Genomic DNA, 22,882 nt, shown 5'->3' with positions numbered 1-22,882 from the left:
TGATACGTATTCGTATCGCGAGCGCAAATTTAGATAATTGCCTCTTACGCACCAAACAAATTAATTCTATTTTTCCTGGCAGAGCTCAACCAGGACTCCGTTACCATCTTTAGGATGCATAAATGCTACTATTTTATTATCGGCGCCCTGTTTTGGCATTTCATTTAGCAACCTGAAACCTTCAGATTTTAAACGGGTTATCTCCTTTTCAATATCGTCTACCAGAAAGGCCATATGATGTATGCCCTCTCCCCGCTTCTCCAGAAATTTTGCAATCGGACTATCATCCCTGGTCGCCGCAAGCAATTCTATCTTACTATCACCAATCTTAAAAAAAGAAGTATTTACACCTTCCCCATCTACTTCTTCGGTTTTGTAATGCTCTGCTCCTAAGATCGCTTTGTAGGTTCGGTTAGCGGCTTCCAAATCTTTTACAGCAATACCTATATGTTCTATCTTTTTCATGAATTTATATTTTGCGATACAAATATCTATATTTCAGCTTAGACTATTCAAATTCATACGAATGAAGAAGAATCACAGTTAAAAATTTTACTTTTGTAGCATGGAAGAAACAAATAGACAGAAGAAGATAGGTGGATTGTTGCAGAAGGACCTGGCAGACATTCTGCAAAACTCACTAAGAGAAAGCGGGCGTACAGGAATTTTGATCTCAGTTTCAAAAGTTCGGGTAACTACAGATCTCTCGATCGCCAAAGCATACGTTAGCATTTTCCCTTCTAAACATCAGGAGGAAGTCATTGAGGAAATCAATGAAAACAAGTATAAGATCAAGCATGAAATGGCTCAGCGAACCAGGCATCAGCTAAGAAAAATGCCCGATCTTAGTTTCTTTGTAGACGATTCTCTGGAATATATCGACGGAATTGAGAAATCTATCAAGGGAAAAGAGGATCCTGTATCCAATCCAGATCTTTTAGACAAGAGGAAAAAATCTTAAGTTGAAGTTCCCACTCTACATTGCCAAACGCTACCTGTTCACTAAGAGCAAGAGCAATGCGATCAATATTATTACCATTATCGCGGCAATTGGAGTATTTGCAGGAGCATTTTCATTATTTATCGTATTAAGCGGATTCTCAGGACTACGAGATTTCAGCCTTTCCTTTTCGAACGAATTCGATCCCGATCTTAAAGCCTTACCAGATATTGGAAAAATTATTCAGCTATCTGAAGAGCAGGAAGACAGGTTATTGAAAATTAAAGGAATCGAAGAGCTAACTCAGGTTATTGAAGAACGTGTCATTCTTAGCTACAAGCAGAAGTCAAACCCTGCATATATCAAAGGTGTTGATGCCAATTACCAGCAGGTCAACAAGATCGATAGTGCAATTGTTTTTGGCACCTGGCTAACTAAAAGCGAGCCGCAGGTGGTTATTGGAAACGGACTTTCCCGCCTGCTTGATATTGGCACTTTCAATTATCAGAATTTACTGAAGATCATGGTGCCCAAACCGGGAAAGGGACAGGTAACCATGACCAATATCCAGAATGCTTTTTCCACCCGGCAGACCATTGTTAGTGGGGTTTACAGTGTTAATGAAGAGCTGGATTCAAAGTATGTTTTTACCAATATCAATTTTGCCCGTGATCTGCTAAGCATGCAGCCTGATGAGGTGACAGGCGTGGAATTTAAGATTTCTTCGGAAGCAGATCTCGACAGAATTTCAGAAGAGATAATTGCAGTACTTGGCGATAATGTACAGATCAAAACCCGTGAAGAACTGAATGATGCACTGAACAAAATGCTAAATTCTGAAAACCTCTTTGTTTATCTAATTTTCACACTGGTACTTACGATCGCGTTATTTAATGTGGTAGGTTCTATAATCGTTATGATCCTGGATAAACGGGAAAATATGAAGACCCTGCATAGTCTTGGTGCTACTACCAGACAAATAAGAAATATCTTTTTTTACCAGGGAATGTTGATGACCGTTCTGGGCGGACTTTTAGGCCTTGGATTTGCCATTGTCCTGATACTTTTACAAATGCAATTTGACCTGGTCATGATCACTCCTAGCCTGCCGTATCCTGTACAAATGCGTGCGAAAAATGTAATTATCGTAGTAGCTACGATCTTTACCCTTGGTTTCATTGCGTCCTATATTGCTGCAGGAACTACCAGGAAAGCTTTAAAGTAATTAAGCGAATTCGTAACCTGCGAACTCCTTCTCTACCTCGTCGAAAGCTTTAAATACGTCTACAGAATCATCACTGGTTACCATTTTCATACGATACTCCTTAAAGTGCGGAATTCCTTTGAAATAGTTCGTATAATGACGACGGGTTTCGAAAACACCCAGACGTTCTCCTTTCCAGTCGATAGACATCTGTAAATGTCGTCTGGCCGCGTCCACGCGTTCTTCCAGCGTTGGAGGTGCCATATGTTTTCCGGTCTCAAAATAATGCTTCACTTCCCGAAAAAACCATGGATAGCCAATACTTGCACGACCAATCATTGCACCATCAAGACCAAATTCATCACGCATTAGCATGGCTTTCTCTGGAGAATCCACATCACCATTTCCAAAAACAGGAATATGCATACGAGGATTATTCTTTACCTGTGCAATTGGCTTCCAGTCGGCTTCGCCCTTGTACATTTGAGCTCTGGTTCGACCATGAATAGAAATAGCCTTGCAGCCAACATCCTGTAATCTTTCAGCAACCTCAAGGATCTTTATAGAATCGTGATCCCAACCTAAACGTGTCTTTACCGTGATTGGTAAGTTTGTGTGCTTTACCATCGCTTCGGTCAAAGAAACCATTAAATCCACATCTTTCAGAATTCCCGCTCCGGCGCCTTTAGAAACCACTTTTTTCACCGGGCATCCAAAGTTGATATCTATAATATCAGGACCAGACTTTTCAACAATCTCAACAGACTGTAACATCGATTCCAGGTTAGCCCCGAATATCTGGATACCAACTGGTCGTTCTTTTTCGTAAATATCAAGTTTCATGGTACTTTTCGCGGCATCGCGAATAAGTCCTTCAGAAGAAATAAATTCAGTATACACCACATCTGCGCCCTGTTCCTTGCATAATGCGCGAAATGGCGGATCACTCACATCTTCCATCGGTGCCAACAGCAACGGGAAGTCTCCTACATCTATATTTCCAATTTTAGCCAAAGCTTTTCAGTTTTATGCTGCAAAATTAAGAAATAAACCCGAAGTAAAAATTATGGTCTTAATCGTTCTCTTTCAGCTTCATCTATTGTACGCTGATTGTCACTCAGCCTGAAGTTTCCGAAGTTATATTTAAAACCTATCTGGACATTCCTGTTTTCAGCAAAAGAAAAGAAACTGTTACTCTGGTTTAAATATTCTGAAGTAAGGCGGGTGTTCGTAGAATTAAATATATCATTCACATTCAAACTTAGCTCTGCTCTATTATCCCATAAGGTCTTTCTTAAACCAATACTTACAGTGGTCATTGGCTCCAGATTGTAAGATCCGGATAGATAATCTGAAAGATATTGTGCAAATAAAGTTCCCTCAAAAGTACCATCCTGGGACAACGTAAAGATATTATAGACGTATGTCTGAACACCTTCAGCTTCTATCGTTACCTCAGCATTATTACTCTCCAGGGCAAGCAACGTATTTTCCATACGGAATAGCGATGTAAAAAATTGTGCATACCAGAAATCTGTGATAGAAGTTCCATGAAAAATATCAATTCCATAGGATTTAGAATCCAGCAGATTCTGATTCACATTACGAATGGTAAGGTTCTGATTATCCTGAAATACTAGGACTTCCGGAGCTTCCCCAAGATCCTTGTAATAGAAGTCAAAGAACCATGCATTATTTAAAGTATAGTTCAGATTAAAATTGTTACTAATGGACGCGATAAGATTTGGGTTTCCAGCGTTGAAATTCGTCTCATTCAGAAAGTATCTGAATGGATTCAGACTTTCATATCGTGGTCGTTGAATTCTACGGCTGTAATCCAGCGTAAAACTATGATTGTCTGATGCTCGATATTGCAGGTATGCCGTTGGAAACAGTTCAAAGTATTCACGATCATTGATAGTTTCAACACTCATGCTCTCCCCTGTTCTATCGGTATATTCCCCACGAAGTCCTAATTTACCACTCCATTTCGTCCAGTCGTGACTTATAGAAAGATAAGCTGCATAGATATTTTCATCATATAAAAATACATCTCCCAGTTCATCATACAGCGATACCAAACGTCGCTCGTTCATGTACTCGATCCCACTTTCAGATTCTATGGACGAAAATTTAAGCCCGCTTTCAAAAGCAGATTCCCCGATCGTCGTGGAATAATCTGCCTGCGCTGTGTATATATCGATTTCCTGGCTGGCATCGGTTTCAAATTCAAGTGCATCCAGACGTTGACCCTGAGGATTAAAATATTGAGAAAAGACAGTTTGCTCACGATCCTGGTCAAACCTTGTATAATGTGCTTTTAAGGAAAGATCTCCTCCATTATCAAAAGAGGTGGTATAATCGAGATTTAATGCCACATTATTTTGATCTGTAAAGACCCCGGAATCTGTTACCAGTGTTGAATCAAGTGCTCCGGAAGCATTTCTCATCTCGGTCGTTACGTCGTTATCAAATTCACGGTTTGGTGAAAAGTTGGCATTTACAGAAAAGTTTAGATTGCTCTTTTCTGAAAGTTCAAAATCTATGATAGCGTTGGCGTTATGAGCCTGGCTTGTAGTTTCCCTTGTAAAATCTGTGTCCCACCTGGAAAATGGCTGCCCATCCTGAATGAAATTGATATAGGAATCGTCATTCTTATAATCCTTACGCGGACTAAAATTATAATTCGCAAACACGTTCACCTTATCACCCTGGAAATAATGACTGGTTCCAATCTTATATTTCGAATAGATCGCCTGGGTATAAGTTCCTTCTACACTTCCCTTGTAACCCGGAGTAATACTTTTACTAGTCGTAATATTCAGGATCGCTCCACCTTCTGCATCATACCTGGCAGGTGGATTTGTAATAATTTCAATAGATTTAATGTTTTCTGCGGAATAAGATTCCAGTAATGTCTGCAATTCTGAAGCAGATAAATAGATCTTGCGATCATTTAAATACACCTGCACTGCGGCATTTCGAACCATTAGTTGTCCCTGGTTATCGATCACACCCGGTGATTTCTTTAATATATCCCAGGTATTTCCAGAGGATAAAGTAGAATTCTCCACATCAAATACGATACGATCCACTTCCCTGCTAATCCTTGGTTTTCTGGCTTGAATCGTTACCTCATCAAGATCTCCTGAAGATGGTGAAACTTTTAAAGTTTTAAGGTTAGTGTCTCCTTTTACCCTGATCTTCTTCAGCAGGTCGTCATAACCTACATAAGTAATTTTTAGTACGTAATTATCATCTTTAATATCCTTCAGCAAGAAGCTCCCATCCTCTTCACTCACCGTTCCTTTGACGACAGATACTGAATCCTGGGCGCTCAAAAGAATGACATTCGCGTAAGCAAGTGGATCATTATTAAGGTCGGTTAACTTTCCTGAAAGTTCATTTTGTGAAAATACCAGCGTACTTAAAAAGCAAAGTAAAATGCTTAGAGATGGTCTAATATTCATGTTTGGTTAGTTCGATTTGTTTGGTAACAAGGGCAAATATAACTTTTATGTGATTTTTAGCAAGAAAAAGCTTTTATATCAACCTGAAGCTAAATTAATTAGCAATTGTTCAATAATCCTAGCAGTATCAACGGACAAAGCACTGTTTCGCCTAAAATTACTTTGTATTACCGGTATAAAAATCCTGCTGTTGCAAGTATTTGAGTCCACTTGATTGTTGATCCAGATATCTTTTAGTTCTCAGGTATCGGCTTTTGTTGAATTCATCAAAATTTTCAGCTTTATCATCTACACTACTAATATGAACATCTCCCGAAGAATGAATAAATTCATTATTACCAATCCACATTCCTACGTGTACGACTTTTTCCGAAGTAGAATCTGTTGCCGGTCTACCAAAGAACAGTAGATCCCCTACTTCCAGTTTGCTGAAATCTGATTCGTCGTCCACGAGCGTACCCTCTTTGATCTGTTGAGAAGCATCCCTGGGAATGACCACGCCATTCATGAAATAGATCGTTTTGGTGAATCCGCTACAATCTACTCCTTTCGCAGAAGTTCCTCCCCATAAATAAGGTAACCCCATCAACTTTTCTGAAACCCGGGTCAGGCTTTCACCATCAGGTTCCAAATTCTGTAACCATTCCCCGTAATTCTTCGCATGATCTTTAAAAATATAGGCTTCTTTGCCATCGGGATATCTTACTTTATAAAAATCTCCTGAATCTTCCAGAAATTCCAGGACTGCACCGGTCACCAGATCTGTGACGGGATTTGAATCAAGATCAGCCTTAGCATGGGAATTCCCGTAAGCTTTTGTAAAAATAATCTTTTCTGAATTTTTCCAGTTATTAAATTCACTTTCGTTCATGGTAGTAATTCCTCCGTGGTCGACCCACGAAAGATAATCGTCTGGAGTTTGAATATAATACCATTCTTCAGTCCGTTTCCAGATCTTAACAGGAGTTCCGAGCGTGGCCTGAGTGACAAGTTCAGAAGAATGTTTGCTATCTCCTCTTAGGTTAGCCACAGAAACATCAATGATCCCGTAAAGTTTTTCTCCCAATTCTTCGGAAGGTAAAACCTGAATACTGTCTTTATAACTAACCCCTGCCGAATCAAGATCTGATAAAAGTCTATTTTTAGCTTCTTCTGAATTGGTTTCACCTTTAAGAATGATTCCGTTCTTATCTTCTTCCGCAGAAATATCAAATAGTGCTACCCGTTTGTCTGGCGCAAACTCAGTTCTGGTTTGTTCTACGAGTTCTTGAATCTGACCAGTATTAGCCGATTCTTTTTTGGATTCACCACAGGAAAGGAAGAAAATTGCTGCTAGAAAATATATAATAGATCTGGTTTTCATAATTAAGATTTTATAAGGTCAAGGATTTGAAGATCATATTGCTGGAAACTGCTTTGAGCTCCCGTGCGATCTACCGCAGTAATCCCTATTTTGATCAATTTACTGTTGTCTTTATTCTGAATTGGGAGCGAATGCAAATCCTGTTCCTGATTCAAAATTTTGTAATTCCAGCTGCTATTTTCGTACTGGTAATAAACCACCCACCTGAAGTGCTCATCTAAACTGGAATTCTTTATAGTATATTCTGAAGCTGTTTTAGCTAGTTCGATCTGCGGAATTTCAGGAATTTCAGAAGATAACCATGGACTCGCTGGCACCAAAGCATTTTGTTGATAAGGTCCGTTTTTTAAAGAATTTCTTAGTTTCTCACTTTTCATCAGCGGTCCAATGTTCCAATGAACCACACCTGGGCTATCCGGAAGAATTCCCCGGGATATCATAATCTGTGAGGCAATTTCACCTGGTGTTTCTTCATCCAGGGCAAGATTAATTCCCGGCCATAAATGTCTTCCCACTACATTTTCAGATTCCCACCAACCCAGTAAAACCGGAAAGCTTTGGCCTACTTTTGCCGTGGGCCAATAAAGCTGTGGAGTGAAATAATCGATCCAGCCTTTATTCAGCCATAATTTAGCATCAGCGTATAATTCTTCATATTGGTCCATTCCTTTGATACTTGCAGGAAAACCAGGTCTCCAAATCCCAAACGGACTAATCCCGAATTTTACGAAAGACTTTTCAGCTTTGATTTCAGCAGCAATCCTTTCGATAAAATCATTAACATTTTTACGCCTCCAATCGGCTCTGGAAAGTTTACCTCCACTACTTTGGTATTTCTGGTAACTTACATCATCCGGGAATCCGCTTTTACCATTATAAGATGCATACGGATAGAAATAGTCATCAAAATGAACGGCATCAATATCATAGCGTTCCACAATATCCATGACTACTGCAGCCGAATGTTCCTGCACCTTTTCACTTCCTGGATCCATCCACCACATCCCGTTCTTCAGTTCCATTACGAGTTCAGGATTGGTCTTTACAATAGATTTTTCACCAATCTCTTTACCAGTGGTATGATGCGCCCGGTATGGATTGAGCCAGACATGGAGCTCCAGACCTCTTAAATGAGCCTGTTCTATCCAGAATTCAAGCGGATCGTAAAAAGGTTCTGGAGCCTTGCCACTTTTGCCGGTAAGAAAATAAGACCATGGTTCCAGTTCGCTTTGATATAATGCATCAGCCTGTGGCCGAACCTGTAAAATGACCGCGTTAAAATTATTTTCTTCAAGAAAATCAAGCATTTCCAGGGCTTCATTTTTCTGTACTGCAGTAGGTAAACCTGCTTTACTCGGCCAGTTGATATTTGCAACCGTGGCGATCCAGGCTGCTCTAAATTCTGCTATTTCAAGCGGTGGTTGAATAAATGTATTTTCTGTAATTTCTTCTGAAACCTCAGGTTCATCAATCTCCTTCTGAACCAAAGTATCTATGGTATCAGGTTGTTTTTCAGCTACTGAAACATTTTTGGTGGATTTACAGGAATATGCGAAAAACACCAGAAGAACCAGCGATAATAATTTGTAGTATTTTAATGATTGGATCATTAACTATTCTGTTGAAAATTAGCGATTGCCAGTCTCACACTGCCATGCTCTAATAACAAAGCTTTAGCCTGCTGTTCCCCTATATGCAATTCATCCATGATCATCTGGGTTCCACGTCCCACCAGCTTTTTGTTGGATAACTGCATATCTACCATCTTATTTCCTTTGATTTTACCTAACCTGATCATGGTAGACGTTGTGATCATATTCAACACCATTTTCTGTGCTGTTCCTGCTTTCATACGTGTGCTACCCGTTACAAATTCTGGTCCGGTAATTACTTCCACCGGATATTCTGAAGCTTGGGCCAGTGGACTCCCGGAGCTACAGGTAACACATCCCGTGATTATATTATTCTCTCTGGCTTTTTCAATTCCTCCAATCACGTAAGGCGTGGTTCCAGATGCAGCGATGCCTACCAGGACATCTCTTGAAGAGATCTTATATTGTTGAAGATCTTTCCATGCCTGCTCCGTATCATCTTCCGCATTTTCAACAGCATTCCTCAAAGCAGTATCACCGCCGGCTATTAAACCAATTACGATTCCAGGCTCAACCCCAAATGTGGGCGGACATTCTGAAGCGTCCAGAACCCCAAGCCGGCCGCTTGTACCAGCTCCAATATAAAAAAGCCTTCCTCCTGCTCCTAATTTTTCCACGATGCTGTCTACCAGAACTTCAATTGCAGGAATTACTTTCTGCACACTTTCAGCCACCGTTTGATCTTCCTTGTTGATATTCTTCAGAAGTTCTGCAGTATTCATCTTTTCGAGATGATCATAATTTGATGCCTTTTCAGTATCGGGTTTCAGGAAATCCATAGTCAGTTTTTTGATGCAATGCCTTTGTAGTATAGACTTCAGCAAAGAAATTTACAAGCTCTAAAATAGCATTATCGAATGCTTTCACACAGCGAAACAAACATAAACTTGAAATTTTATATAAGACTATTAATTCAATTATATTTGTAGTCTTAAAATTACCTGAATTTTTAGGCCTAAGGATACAAATACTGGAGATGAAGAACATTCGAAATTTTTGCATAATCGCGCATATCGATCACGGGAAAAGTACACTGGCAGATCGCCTGCTGGATTTTACCGGGACTGTAACCGAGCGTGAAAAACAGGAGCAACTGCTGGACAGTATGGACCTGGAACGGGAACGCGGGATCACTATTAAGTCTCATGCGATACAAATGGATTATGTTCATGAAGGTGAAGAATACACACTAAACCTTATCGACACTCCCGGCCACGTGGATTTTTCATATGAAGTATCCCGTTCTATTGCTGCTTGTGAAGGTGCTTTACTGGTAGTAGATGCAGCTCAAAGTATTCAGGCTCAAACTATTTCGAATCTTTATCTTGCTCTTGAAAACGATCTTGAGATCATTCCGGTACTGAATAAAGTGGATCTTCCCAGTGCAAATCCGGAAGTGGTAACAGATGACATTGTGGATCTTTTAGGTTGCGATGCATCAGATGTTATCCCGGCAAGTGCAAAGACTGGTATCGGGATCAAAGAGATTCTTGATGCTATTATTTCCAGAATTCCTGCTCCAACAGGAAAAGTTGATGCTCCACTTCGAGCATTGATCTTTGACTCTGTTTACAACCCATTTCGAGGTGTTGAAACTTATTTTAGAGTTATTAATGGATCTATTAAAAAAGGTGAAAAGATCAAGTTCGTTGCGACGAATAAAACATATGATGCCGATGAAGTGGGAACACTTCGTTTAAAACAATTTCCTCGAAAAGAGATCAAAACCGGTGATGTTGGTTACCTCATCACGGGTATTAAGGATGCTCGCGAGGTAAAAGTTGGTGATACTATTACCAGCGCCGTAAATCCAACTACGGAAGCTGTAGCAGGTTTTGAAGACGTAAAACCAATGGTTTTCGCCGGAATTTATCCTGTAGATACTGAAGATTACGAAGAACTGAGAGCTTCCATGGAGAAATTACAGCTAAACGATGCTTCGCTGGTTTTTACTCCTGAAAGTTCTGCAGCTTTAGGCTTTGGGTTCCGTTGTGGATTCCTTGGAATGTTACACCTGGAAATTATTCAGGAAAGACTGGAACGTGAGTTCGATATGACCGTGATTACTACGGTTCCCAACGTTTCTTACCAGGCTTACACCAATAAGAATCCAGATGAAGCTTTACTGGTAAATAACCCGTCTGACCTTCCTGAACCATCTACATTAAACAGGGTTGAAGAGCCATTTATAAAAGCTACGATCATTACAAAATCAGATTATGTTGGGAATGTAATGTCTCTATGTATTGAAAAGCGTGGAGAAATTACTAATCAGACTTATCTTACTACAGAACGTGTTGAATTAACTTTCGACATGCCTTTAGCGGAGATTGTTTTCGACTTCTATGACAGGTTGAAAACCGTTTCCAGAGGTTATGCTTCTTTCGATTATTCTCCAATTGGAATGCGCCAGTCTAAACTTGTAAAAGTAGATGTACTTCTTAATGCGAATACGGTAGATGCACTTTCAGCACTATTGCACGTGGATAACGCGTATGATATTGGAAAGAAAATGTGTGAAAAACTGAAGGAATTGATCCCGAGACAACAATTTGATATTCCAATCCAGGCCGCTATTGGCGCGAAGATCATTGCCCGTGAAACTGTAAAAGCTTTACGTAAGGATGTTACCGCGAAATGTTATGGTGGTGATATTTCCCGTAAACGTAAACTTCTTGAAAAACAGAAAAAAGGTAAAAAGAGAATGAGACAGGTTGGAAACGTTGAAATTCCACAGGAAGCATTTATGGCGGTTCTTAAACTGAACGATTAGTCAGAACTTTTTTATAGTTATTATTAGGGCGTTTCGCCTCCCAGGGTCGGCGGCGGGCTATCCGTTCTAGTTTTTGGTAGCTAAGGCTTCCAAAAAGCTGCCACTACTATCCCTAACGCAAAAATTAAATAGACCTCACAGGTTTCAAAAACTTGTGAGGTCTTCTTATTCAGCCTAATTCCACGACATTTTTTTACTTTTGTGATAATGAGTTACTCGGTAGAAATTCTATCGACTACAAACCAAAAACTAAAGACTAGAAATGGCTGGACATAGTAAATGGGCGAATATAAAACATCGTAAAGGAGCTCAGGATAAGAAAAGAGCGAAGCAGTTCACCAGGGCGATCAAAGAAATCACAGTTGCCGTAAAAGAAGGCGGAGGACCAGATCCTGAAGCTAATCCCGCCTTGCGTAATGCCATCCAGAATGCCAAAGGCGTAAATATGCCCAAGGATACCATTGAACGTGCGATCAAGAAGGCGAGTGGTGCAGATGCCGATAATTATGAAATGGTCACGTTTGAAGGTTATGGACCAAATGGAATAGCCATTTTTGTAGAAGCTACCACAGATAATACCAATAGAACCGTGGCTTCAGTTCGTTCCATTTTCAGCAAAAATGGTGGAAGTCTTGGGACCAATGGTTCTCTGGAGTTTCTTTTCTATAAAAAAGGGGTTTTTGTACTAGAAAAGGAAAATATCGAAATAGAACTTGAAGAACTGGAATTAGAGCTTATTGAAGGTGGCGCATCAAGTTTTAATAAGGAAGACGATTATTTGACAGTTTATACAGATTTCAATGATTTTGGAATGATGTCATCGAAACTTGAAGAACTAAAAATAGAGCCAAAAAATTCTGAAGTACAGCGTATACCCTTAAATACAACTGAATTGCCTGTGGAAGATGCTATCAAAATCCTGAATCTCATCGAAAAATTTGAAGATGACGATGACGTTCAGAACGTATATCATACACTGGAGGTGACCGATGAACTAATTGAGAAAATGGAGGAGGAGTAATTAATCTTCCTCCTGAATATTCTTTTCGATATTCTCTTTTTCTTCACTATCTCCGGTTTCCAGTTCCTTTCCAAGATAAACCATCATAAAACCTTCTTCGATCTCAACCTCAAGACTGTTAGAAGGAATAATACTAAGCTCTCCTTCCTCATCTTTTACAAATAGTGGAATGATATCAGAATCGGTTTTACTAATCTCTATAAGCCCTTCGTAGTGCTCCTTGGAATTCAGTTCAATTTCATGAATAGAAGGATATTTTCTGGCAAGGTTTGTTAGCTTAATATAATCGTCAGTTTGCGAGAACAGTCCCTCTTTAGGATTGTTTTCAGGATCATACATTTCATCTGAAGAAACTACTCTAAAAGATCCATTTTCTCCAAAATGTTTTCTGAACTTTTCAATGGCATTCAGGTTTACTTCCGTATTTCCAGTCATGGCCATTAAATAACCGATATCACTTAATTCAATATTATTGATAAGATCATCTGAATAAACATTTTCCTGGATCGCATCCAATCCAAGTTCCTGTGCTTTCTTAATGTTTGCGCCATTACTATCAACCAAGACCACATGTCGATTGTTCTTCTTCAGATAACTACCAATCAATCTTGAGATTGTAGATGCTCCAATGATTAAGATTCCCTGAGAATTCTTCAGAAATACTCCTACCAATTGAGCGAATAACCTTGCTGTGGTGGCATTGAGAAGAACAGTTCCCAGTACGATCATGAATACAAGCGGAGTGATATATTCTGCTCCAGGAACGCCTTGATTAGAAAGTTCAATTCCGAAGAGAGAAGCGATACCTGCGGCTACGATACCACGAGGTCCAACCCAGCTTATAAATAGTTTTTCGTTGAATTTTAGTGATGAGCCTATACTACTCACAAATACACCCAGTGGTCTAACGATGAGTACCACGGTAGCAAACAGGATCAAAGCTTTGACGTCATACACCAGCATCAGGTCTTCTACATTGATATTCGCAGCGAGAAGTATGAACAGGATCGAAATAAGCAGTACGCTTAGAGATTCTTTAAAATAAAGTAATTCTTTCAGGTTTGGAAGGTTAATATTCCCCATCACCATTCCCATTACTACCACGGCTAAAAGTCCGCTTTCATGAGCGAAAAGATCTGCCAGTACAAAAACTCCCAGCACGGTAGCCAGCGTTAGTACATTCAGTAAATAATGAGGGATCACGTTCTTTTTGATGGCAAAGGCCAGAGCATGAGCAAAGGTGAATCCAAAGGTAAATCCAAAAAGAACGATCTTTCCAAATTCTATCAATGCTGTTTCTGTAAATTCGGTTCCAGTACCAGCGCTAATAAACTCGAACATCAATACCGCTACAAGGGCACCAATAGGATCGATTAGGATCCCTTCCCATTTCAGAATAGTTGAGATATCAGATTTTAAAGGAATATTCCGAAGAATAGGGGTAATAACGGTAGGACCGGTTACAATAATAAGTGCCGCGAATAAGAACGATATCTGCCAGCTAAGGTCAAATATCAGGTATGCTGCTACACCGGCTCCAAAGAAAGTAACGATCACGGCTATGGTTATCAACTTGATGATCACCGGGCCAACATTAAGAATTTCACCCTTCCGCAGCGTTAAACCACCTTCGAAAAGTATGATCCCGATCGCCAGGGAAACGAAGTAGAATAGGCTTTCACCCGGAAATAATCCGGATTCTCCATTCCAGATAGGTTCAATGATCTTGGAACCATCTTCAGTAAAAAAAGTAGAAATTGGACCTACTGCAAGGCCAACCAGGATCAATGGTAAAATGGCGGGGATCTTAAATCGCCATGCTGCCCACTGTGCCAATATCCCAAGGATCACTATTCCTGCCAATTCAACCATAGATTCTGTATTTGCTTACGATTGCTAAAAATATTAAAAATGTTTTACTATGAAAGCTTATTATTAAAAGCCTAACATTATTGAGCGCCTGTTAAATCATTTAGAAAATAATTCGAATTAGCTATGAGATTTTCTATTTTGCGGAGAAATCTTCAAATTTATTCTGAATGACCCTTTATCCTATACAAGCCGGAAATTTTAAATTAGATGGTGGAGCTATGTTTGGAGTGGTCCCGAAAAGTCTCTGGACCCGCACCAATCCTGCCGACTCGAATAATATGATAGATATCGCTGCCCGTTGTTTGCTCATTGAGGATGGTGATAAACTTATTCTAATTGATACCGGAATGGGTGATAAGCAAAGTGAGAAATTCTTTAGCTATTACTATCCATGGGGAGATCATAGTATTGACAGCTCACTTAAGGAACATGGTTTTCATCGTGATGACATCACAGATATTTTTATGACTCACCTGCATTTTGACCATTGTGGAGGTTGTATACAGTGGAATAAAGAGCGCACAGGATATGAACCGGCATTCAAAAATGCCAGGTTCTGGAGCAATAAAGATCACTGGGAATGGGCTACGAATCCAAATGCTCGTGAAAAAGCATCATTTCTGAAGGAAAATATTCTTCCTATGGAACAAAGCGGAAAACTTCATTTTGTGGAGCGGGAGGGAAGCAGTGAATTTTGCAAAGCAAATCACCTTGGCTTCGAATCACTTCTGGTAGATGGACATACAGATAAGCAAATGATCCCGCATATTGACTATAAGGGTAAGAAACTGGTTTTTATGGCAGATCTTCTTCCTACCGTGGGACATATTCCCTTGCCTTATGTGATGGGCTTCGACACCAGACCACTTTTAACTCTTGCTGAAAAAGAGAAATTTCTACAAACAGCAGCAAACGAAAATTATTACCTGTTCATGGAGCATGATGCTCACAATGAAATAATAACTCTAAAAAATACCGAAAAAGGGGTAAGACACGATCAGACTTATACCTTCAACGAATTATTCAATTAAAATAACTATGAGAATACCTGTTTATAAGCCGTTGCTGACCATCCTGGCAGCCGGCGCTTTAACTGCATGTAGCAGTACTGCTCCAAGAGTAGTTTCCACACCGGTAAGCAATATTGATTCTATTCCTTTAAAAGTACAGGAGCTAACAGATGCCCAGCTAAAGGACTGGACCAATTCAGATCTTTCCAGAGATACTATTCCGGGAATGAGCGTGGACAGAGCCTATGCTGAAATAATCAAAAACAACAAACCTTCAACGGTTATCGTAGGAGTTGTGGACAGCGGTATAGATATTACACATGAAGATTTGCAAGGGGTGATCTGGACTAATGAGGACGAGATCGCTGGTAACGGAAAAGATGATGATAACAACGGTTTTATTGATGATGTGCATGGTTGGAACTTTCTGGGTGATGCCGTGGAAGAAAACATGGAGTTTACTCGTATCATTAAGCGTTTAAAACCCAAATATGAAGGGAAATCCCAGAGTAGCATAAGCAATGCAGACAGGGAGGAATACAATATGTACCTGGAAGCTAAAAAAGAATACGATAAGGAATACCAGGAAGCTCAGCAAACTCAGCAGCAGTATACCCAGATCCTACAGCAGGTCAAAAATGCACATGCGGCCATGACAAAAGCCCTTGGAACTGAAGATTATACTAAAAAGCAGGTGTTGGATTTCAAACCTGAAACCCAGGAACTGCAACAGGCAAAAATGATCGTTGGGCAAATGCAAAGCAACGTGAACGAGAGTATACCAGAAGTGATCAAAGAGATCAATGATGGTGTAGAATACTTTGGCGGCCGTCTTGATACTCATTTCAACCTTGACCTGGATGGTAGAGCTGTTGTGGGTGACGACCCTTATGATATTACTGACACTAACTACGGAAACAATAAAGTTTCAGGACCAGATCCAAAGAAAGAAGATGCTAAACACGGAACGCACGTTGCCGGGATCATTGCAGCTAACAGAAATAATTCCGTAGGACTTAAAGGAGTTGCCAGCAATGCAAAGATCATGGCGGTAAGAGCTGTGCCAGATGGTGATGAATATGATAAAGATATCGCACTGGGAATTCGTTATGCCGTAGATAATGGTGCGAAAGTGATTAATACCAGTTTTGGAAAATACTTTTCTCAAAATCCGGAATGGGTGATCGATGCTATAAAATATGCAGCAGATAATGATGTTCTCATCGTAAATGCGGCTGGAAATGAGGGAATAGACCTCGACAAAAAGAGAGTTTATCCTAACGACCAAAATCCGCAGGAAACTACAGAGATCAGTGATAACTTTTTAACGGTTGGTGCTTTGAATTATGAATACGGAGCGAATCTTATCGCAACATTTTCTAACTATGGAGCTACCAACGTAGATGTTTTCGCACCTGGAACCAAGATCTGGTCTACAACTCCAAACGATACATACGAGTATCTTCAGGGAACTTCCATGGCGTCACCAGCAGTTGCAGGGATCGCGGCGATCATAAGAGGTTATTACCCAAAATTATCTGCGGGACAGGTAAAACAAATTATTATGGATAGTGGTATTTCTACAAAAGCAACTGTAGTGCTGGGAGGAGATACCAGCAATACTAAAAAATTCCAGACTATTTCAACTTCAGGAAAAATGGCCAACCTATATAACGCCTTAATTTTAGCAGATCAAATTTCAAAAAATAACTAGAATGAAGAATATTTTTTTCAGCTTAATACTACTTACCGCCGGAGTAATTCAGGCACAGAACAACACTTCCTACTGGCAGCAGCATGTAGATTACAAAATGGATGTGGATGTAAATGTGGAAAATTTTAAATTCACCGGAACCCAGGAATTGACCTATACCAACAATTCCCCAGACACTCTTAACCGAGTTTTCTATCACCTATATTTTAATGCCTTTCAACCAGGTTCAGAAATGAATGCAAGACTGGAAAGTATTGCAGATCCTGATGGTAGAATGGTTAGAAATGAAGGTACTGAGGAAGAACCAAAAAGGGTAAGCCGTATAAGTGATCTTTCTGAAGATCAAATTGGTTATTTGAGAGTAAACTCTCTAACTCAGGATGGAACTTCATTAGATTACGAAGAAGTTGGAACCGTTCTGGAGGTAGAACTTGCCCAGCCAATTCTTCCTGGTAAAAAAGTAAAGTTCAACATGGAATTTGAAGGGCAGATACCGGAACAGATTAGAAGATCTGGTAGAAACAGTTCTGAAGGTGTAGCGCTTTCTATGAGTCAGTGGTATCCTAAACTGGCAGAATATGACTTCCAGGGATGGCATGCAGATCCTTATATCGCCCGTGAATTTCATGGCGTATGGGGAGATTTTGATGTGAAGATCAGTATCGATAAGGATTATATACTTGGAAGTACAGGATATCTTCAAAATCCTCAGGAAATTGGATACAACTACGAAGAAGAGGGGACTAAAGTAAATAGAAAAAAAGGGGACAAGCTAACCTGGCATTTTAAAGCACCTAAAGTTCATGATTTTACCTGGGCAGCAGATCCTGACTATATCCATGACAAGTTAGTTGCTGAAGATGGTACTGTACTGCATTTCCTTTATAAAGACAATGAAGATATCAAAGAGAACTGGAAAAATCTTCAGCCAAAAACAGCAGAATTACTTCTGTATTTCAACGAACATATTGGACCATATCCATGGGATCAATACTCTGTAGTTCAGGGTGGAGACGGTGGAATGGAGTATGCAATGCTTACTCTAATCACTGGTGAACGTTCTTTTGGAAGTCTTGTTGGCGTTACTGCTCACGAAATGGCGCATGCATGGTTTCAACATTTAATGGCTACTAATGAAAGTAAACACGAGTGGATGGATGAAGGTTTTACTTCCTACATTTCTTCGGAAGCTGAAAATGTAATCCTTGGAGAAAATAAGGAGAATCCGCACACTGGTTCTTACAGAGGATACCAGTACCTGGCAAATTCAGGAAGAGAGCAACCGCAATCTACGCATGCCGACAGGTATGAACTGAATGCCCTTTATGGAACTTCTGCTTATTCTAAAGGAGCTGTATTTCTTGCACAACTTGGATACATCATAGGTGAAGAGAATCTTTCAAAAACCTTGAACAGGTACTATGATGAATGGAAATTCAAGCATCCAACTCCAAACGATTTTATTAGAATTGCTGAAAAGGTTTCTGGAGCAGAGCTGGACTGGTACCTAATGGATTGGACACAAACCACCAATACGATCGATTACGCAATAGATGATGTTGAAATGAAGGATACCAAGGCAACTGTAACTTTGAAAAGAAATGGATTGATGCCAATGCCTATAGATATTGATGTAACCTATGCCGATGGTTCTAAGAAAACCTACTATATCCCATTGGAAATGATGCGTTGGGAGAAAGAAGCACGTGATGGTGAAGATAGAACTGTTGCTGAAGACTGGGCCTGGGGATTCCCTACCTATGAATTGGAAATTGATGCCGCCAAAGACATTGCTACTATAGAAATTGATAGTTCAAAAATGATGGCAGACGTAAATCCTTCAGATAACGTTTGGAACAAAGACGGAGAATCTTCCGAAGAAGAAGGTGAAGAATAAACTCTTTCAGGAAATATTATAAAACCCTTTCTCTACGGAAGGGTTTTTTTATTTGAAAGTATTGGTACTTTTGAAACATGGATCAGAGGTTCGGAAAGTTGGAAAAATTAAAAAGCAAAAAGCATATAGATCTGCTCTTTGCTGAAGGTAGAAATCTGAAAAGTTATCCGCTAAAACTTATCTATGCACCAATCCAGACTTCAGATAAACCAGAATTAAAAACAGGAGTTTCGGTGCCTAAAAAACTGGTGAAAACAGCAGTAAAACGCAATAGGATCAAACGATTGATGCGCGAAGCTTTCAGAAAAAATAAGTACCTTGTTACCAGCGATCTTGCAATTTCTCATGCTTTTATGTTCATATATATTTCCAGGGATGAGATCGAATATTCTAAAATGGAAAAGAATATGATCAAATTGTTGAAGAACTTTTCAGAAAAACAGCCGACTCATGAAAAAGAACTTTAAGAAACTTATCCTTTTACCTGTTCTTCTTGCAGGAATTTTCATAGGAACTGTAAGTTTTAAATCAGATTTTTTCGAGATCGCTAAGCAGATAGAGATCTTCACAACGCTCTTCAAGGAGATCAATATGAATTATGTTGACGATACAAATCCTGCACAATTGATGGATTCTGCGATAAAATCGATGCTTACAGATCTAGATCCATATACCAATTACTGGAATGAGCAGGATGTGGAGGCAGCGAGGATCAATAATTCTGGTGAATACACTGGGATTGGCGCTGCAGTTAAAAATGGAGCTACTGGAATTACTATTGTGGAAGCCTATAAGGATTATCCTGCAGATAAAGCGGGTTTAAAAGCCGGAGATCTCATTACTAAGATTGGTGATATACGAGTTTCAGATTTTAAGGAAGATGCAGGAGAGCTGCTTAATGGCGCTTCTGAAACTGCCGTGGAAATTACTTTTGTAAGACAGGGAAAGGAACAGAAAACTTCATTAAAACGGGAATCTGTAGACCTTAGCGCAGTGCCATTCTACAAATTACTCGAAGATAATACTGGTTATATCGTTCTATCCAGGTTTAATGCCAAAGCTTCAACCGAAGTATCCAGAGCTTTAAAAGAACTAAAAAATCAGGGCGCTGAAAAGATCATTCTTGATCTAAGAGGAAACCCGGGAGGATTACTGAGTGAAGCGATTAATGTGAGTAATATTTTTGTTCCTGCAAATGAATTGATCGTTACCACACGATCTGCAATTGAAAAGTATAATAAGGATTATTATACGCAGAGAGAACCTATAGATACTAAAATACCTTTGGTCGTGCTGGTAAACGGGCGTAGCGCCTCTGCTAGCGAGATAGTAGCCGGAGCAATGCAGGATCTGGATAGAGGAGTGATCGTTGGAGCAAGATCATTTGGAAAAGGGTTGGTACAAAGACCACGGGAATTAGCCTATGGAACTCAGCTTAAAATTACCATTTCCAGGTATTACACTCCGAGTGGAAGATGTATACAGGCGCTGGATTATCGTCGCCGGGATGAAAATGGCAGAGCAGTTAGAACCAAAGTTGAAGACTATAATGAATTTAATACCCGTAATGGGCGTAAGGTGTATGATGGTGGAGGAATTTTACCAGATGTAAAATTAGAAACTTCCGAATTTGGTGATATCACGCAGGCATTAATACTGCAGGATGCGATCTTTAATTATGCTACGGAATATTATTACTCACACAAGGTAGAAGATCTGAAGGATTTTGATTTCAACGATGCAGATTTTCAGGAATTCAAAGTATACCTGAAAGGATCTGGTTTTAATTATGTAACTGCTACGGAAAAGGAACTGGAAGAATTAATTGCTACCTCTGAAGAAGAAAATCTGGAATTGAAATTTGAAGCTTCAGGAATAAGATCACAACTGGAGCAACATGAAAAGCAGGAACTGGAACTAAGAAAACCTGAAATTATAAGCCTTCTTAAAGACGAGATCATCAAGCGATATTTCTATAAAGAAGGCCTGTATGAATATTATACGGTGAACAATCCAGAAATTTCCAAAGCCAAAGAGATCCTGAACAGCGAAAATAAATACGCTGAGATCCTCAAGTAATACTAATCTTTGATCATGGCTATATGTGGAATACCATCTTCAAGGTAGCCTTCGCCTATACTTTGGTAACCATGAGATTCGTAAAATTTGATCAAATACTGCTGTGCAGAAAGTTTAATATTTGAAGTATTATAATTTTCAAAAATAGCAGTAGCAGAAGCTTTCATGATCTGGTGTCCATATCCATATTTTCTTTCAGATTCTTTTACGATCACACGACCAATAGCTGCTTCAGGAAAATAATATCCGGGGGCAAAACATCGAGTATAAGCTACGATCTTCCCGTTTTTAGTACCCAGAACATGTAAAGCTTCAGCATCCTTACCATCAATATCCTGGTATACACAATCCTGTTCCACGACAAAAACTTCAGAACGTAGTTGTAAAATAGCATAAAGTTCAGCGAGACTCAGTTCGCTGAACTTTTTGATTTCAATATTCAATTCCATAATTATTTAGTTGCCGGAATCTTGTCTATTCTTCTTTGATGACGGCCACCTTCGAATTTTGTATTCAGAAATGCTTCCACCATCTCTGTTGCAAGCTCTTCAGAAACAAAACGGGAAGGAATACTAAGAATATTCGCATTGTTGTGTTCCCGCGCAAGCTTCGCTATCTCAACGGTCCAGCATAAAGCAGAGCGCACACCCTGATGCTTATTAGCAGTCATGTTAGCACCATTTCCACTACCACATATAATGATACCGAGATCTGCATTTCCATTTTCCACATCATTTGCTACTGGATGAACAAAATCTGGGTAGTCTACACTATCCTCTTCATTTGTTCCATAATTGGTAAGCTTGTGACCTTCTCTTTCCAGGGCAGTTTGGATCATTTGTTTATAACCAGTACCTGCATGGTCGTTTCCTATCGATATTTTCATAGTTGAGTTGTTTGTGACAAAGTTAAAAAAACAAGCAGTTAAGAAGCTTAAAACCCGTTGTTAATTACTTTCAGGTTTTAACTCATTTTCAGTACTTTAAAATCCACATATAATTGTGTAAAACATCTGATGATTTAATGATAAAGAAATTTGCTTTTTAAGATTTTTATAACAATACTCGAATCAATATTAAAAATCCAAATTATAAGTAGGTTTTTTCTTTTCAAGTTATGAGCACTTAAAAATCGGTTGTTGACAATTGTTGATAGTAAACTTTTCAATAAACAGACCTTAATAAAAATTAAGAACTTCTGTTAAGTAAATCTTAAAACCACTAGTGTATCAAATAGTTAGCTATTAACAGTGTTGTTGATAAACTGTTATCAAATAATTATAACTGAAATACCAAGGAAGTTGAAGTAAAATTGTTGTACAAATTAACAAGCCATCATATACCATCATTTAATTTTTTTAAAAAAGAAGAAAAGATAATAATACTATATACTGTTCATAACTATACGATGCGTAGCGAAGAAGATTTGTCATTGAAGGAGTCAAGGATCTCTTTTGCTTTTGAGACATCTTGTGGATGCACCATAAGTTTGATTCCGCCAAAAGCAGAAGAACTAAAAGGAATTAAACCTACCAGTGTTTCATTTTGAAAATAATGCATAATATTTTCATCCGTAAATCTGGATCTTAGAATTAAAGTCTCGTGCGGATATGTAAAAGTTGCCAGGCAAACGTAGTCTTTCATCGGAAAAAATTAGTTCCCTAAGATACGTATTAATCGTTAGAAGCAGATACTAAAGTAGTTACAGGATTTTCTGTAGAAGTAGTATTCAGAAGATCACTTTTTTCGTTTAGGGATTTATTGATTATGGTCACAAAAATTATAAGTCCGATCAAAAAGATAAGAATAAAGACAACTGTATAAGATGAAGACCTATGTAGTTTCATGATGTTAGCAAATTTAGATGATGAACTGATTGCTAATGTTA

General features: G+C 39.2%; 20 protein-coding genes. 9 read left to right on the top strand and 11 right to left on the bottom strand.

Annotated elements, in window-relative coordinates:
* Positions 1–66: 66 nt before the first annotated feature.
* Positions 67–465: a methylmalonyl-CoA epimerase gene (gene mce / locus ACNI3T_RS06840; protein WP_418227182.1), complete on the bottom strand. Its 399-nt coding sequence runs from the start codon at positions 463–465 to the stop codon at positions 67–69.
* A 100-nt stretch (positions 466–565) separates the two neighbouring features.
* Between mce and rbfA the strand changes: the two genes are divergently transcribed.
* Together rbfA and ACNI3T_RS06830 are read left to right on the top strand one after the other, a co-directional pair.
* On the top strand, positions 566–961 hold the full coding sequence (rbfA, locus tag ACNI3T_RS06835) for a 30S ribosome-binding factor RbfA (protein ID WP_141876398.1): 396 nt from the start codon (positions 566–568) through the stop codon (positions 959–961).
* A gap of 1 nt (position 962) precedes the next feature.
* A complete protein-coding gene (locus ACNI3T_RS06830; protein WP_418227181.1) occupies positions 963–2,165 on the top strand; it encodes an ABC transporter permease in 1,203 nt (400 codons plus the stop codon).
* Here the strand turns inward: ACNI3T_RS06830 and dusB are convergent, their stop codons facing one another.
* The 5 genes from dusB to murQ form a co-directional block, all read right to left on the bottom strand.
* Positions 2,166–3,158, bottom strand: coding sequence for a tRNA dihydrouridine synthase DusB (dusB, locus tag ACNI3T_RS06825; protein WP_322301573.1), 993 nt, complete (start codon positions 3,156–3,158; stop codon positions 2,166–2,168).
* A 50-nt stretch (positions 3,159–3,208) separates the two neighbouring features.
* Complete coding sequence (locus tag ACNI3T_RS06820) at positions 3,209–5,614, bottom strand: outer membrane beta-barrel protein (RefSeq protein ID WP_418227180.1); 2,406 nt, start codon at positions 5,612–5,614, stop codon at positions 3,209–3,211.
* A gap of 157 nt (positions 5,615–5,771) precedes the next feature.
* The gene (locus ACNI3T_RS06815) at positions 5,772–6,977 is read right to left on the bottom strand and encodes an NlpC/P60 family protein (RefSeq protein WP_418227179.1); all 1,206 of its coding nucleotides are present in this window, start codon (positions 6,975–6,977) and stop codon (positions 5,772–5,774) included.
* A gap of 2 nt (positions 6,978–6,979) precedes the next feature.
* Positions 6,980–8,587, bottom strand: a complete 1,608-nt coding sequence (locus tag ACNI3T_RS06810) for a glycoside hydrolase family 10-like protein (RefSeq protein ID WP_418227178.1) — start codon at positions 8,585–8,587, stop codon at positions 6,980–6,982.
* Positions 8,587–9,408, bottom strand: a complete 822-nt coding sequence (gene murQ, locus ACNI3T_RS06805; RefSeq protein WP_418227177.1) for an N-acetylmuramic acid 6-phosphate etherase — start codon at positions 9,406–9,408, stop codon at positions 8,587–8,589. The genes ACNI3T_RS06810 and murQ overlap by 1 nt, the downstream gene beginning before the upstream one ends.
* Before the next feature lie 197 nt (positions 9,409–9,605).
* Between murQ and lepA the strand changes: the two genes are divergently transcribed.
* Both lepA and ACNI3T_RS06795 read left to right on the top strand, forming a co-directional pair.
* Positions 9,606–11,402, top strand: coding sequence for a translation elongation factor 4 (lepA, locus tag ACNI3T_RS06800; RefSeq protein WP_298527014.1), 1,797 nt, complete (start codon positions 9,606–9,608; stop codon positions 11,400–11,402).
* Positions 11,403–11,664: 262 nt separating this feature from the next.
* Positions 11,665–12,423, top strand: a complete 759-nt coding sequence (locus tag ACNI3T_RS06795; RefSeq protein WP_418227176.1) for a YebC/PmpR family DNA-binding transcriptional regulator — start codon at positions 11,665–11,667, stop codon at positions 12,421–12,423.
* Here ACNI3T_RS06795 and ACNI3T_RS06790 read toward each other — a convergent pair whose 3' ends face one another.
* On the bottom strand, positions 12,424–14,295 hold the full coding sequence (locus tag ACNI3T_RS06790; protein ID WP_418227175.1) for a cation:proton antiporter: 1,872 nt from the start codon (positions 14,293–14,295) through the stop codon (positions 12,424–12,426).
* A 167-nt stretch (positions 14,296–14,462) separates the two neighbouring features.
* On the opposite strand from ACNI3T_RS06790, the gene ACNI3T_RS06785 reads away from it, so the two are divergent.
* The 5 genes from ACNI3T_RS06785 to ACNI3T_RS06765 all read left to right on the top strand — a co-directional run bounded on the left by ACNI3T_RS06785 (position 14,463) and on the right by ACNI3T_RS06765 (position 20,995).
* Positions 14,463–15,326, top strand: a complete 864-nt coding sequence (locus ACNI3T_RS06785) for an MBL fold metallo-hydrolase (protein ID WP_418227174.1) — start codon at positions 14,463–14,465, stop codon at positions 15,324–15,326.
* A 7-nt stretch (positions 15,327–15,333) separates the two neighbouring features.
* On the top strand, positions 15,334–17,019 hold the full coding sequence (locus tag ACNI3T_RS06780) for a S8 family peptidase (protein WP_418227173.1): 1,686 nt from the start codon (positions 15,334–15,336) through the stop codon (positions 17,017–17,019).
* Between the two features lies 1 nt (position 17,020).
* A complete protein-coding gene (locus ACNI3T_RS06775; protein WP_418227172.1) occupies positions 17,021–18,916 on the top strand; it encodes a M1 family metallopeptidase in 1,896 nt (631 codons plus the stop codon).
* Positions 18,917–18,993: 77 nt separating this feature from the next.
* A complete protein-coding gene (gene rnpA / locus ACNI3T_RS06770; protein WP_418227171.1) occupies positions 18,994–19,383 on the top strand; it encodes a ribonuclease P protein component in 390 nt (129 codons plus the stop codon).
* The gene (locus tag ACNI3T_RS06765; RefSeq protein ID WP_418227170.1) at positions 19,367–20,995 is read left to right on the top strand and encodes a S41 family peptidase; all 1,629 of its coding nucleotides are present in this window, start codon (positions 19,367–19,369) and stop codon (positions 20,993–20,995) included. The genes rnpA and ACNI3T_RS06765 overlap by 17 nt, the downstream gene beginning before the upstream one ends.
* A 2-nt stretch (positions 20,996–20,997) precedes the next feature.
* Here the strand turns inward: ACNI3T_RS06765 and ACNI3T_RS06760 are convergent, their stop codons facing one another.
* The 4 genes from ACNI3T_RS06760 to ACNI3T_RS06745 form a co-directional block, all read right to left on the bottom strand.
* Entirely contained in the window at positions 20,998–21,444 is a 447-nt protein-coding gene (locus ACNI3T_RS06760) for a GNAT family N-acetyltransferase (protein WP_418227169.1), read from the bottom strand.
* A 2-nt stretch (positions 21,445–21,446) separates the two neighbouring features.
* Positions 21,447–21,881, bottom strand: a complete 435-nt coding sequence (rpiB, locus tag ACNI3T_RS06755; protein ID WP_418227168.1) for a ribose 5-phosphate isomerase B — start codon at positions 21,879–21,881, stop codon at positions 21,447–21,449.
* A gap of 514 nt (positions 21,882–22,395) precedes the next feature.
* On the bottom strand, positions 22,396–22,638 hold the full coding sequence (locus ACNI3T_RS06750) for a putative signal transducing protein (protein ID WP_418227167.1): 243 nt from the start codon (positions 22,636–22,638) through the stop codon (positions 22,396–22,398).
* A gap of 29 nt (positions 22,639–22,667) precedes the next feature.
* On the bottom strand, positions 22,668–22,882 hold a 215-nt coding region (locus ACNI3T_RS06745; protein ID WP_418227166.1), incomplete at its 5' end, for a hypothetical protein.

The sequence above is a fragment of the Christiangramia qingdaonensis genome (genome assembly GCF_048381525.1).
Classification (GTDB): Bacteria; Bacteroidota; Bacteroidia; order Flavobacteriales; family Flavobacteriaceae; genus Christiangramia.
This window is presented reverse-complemented; position numbering and strand designations above follow the sequence as displayed.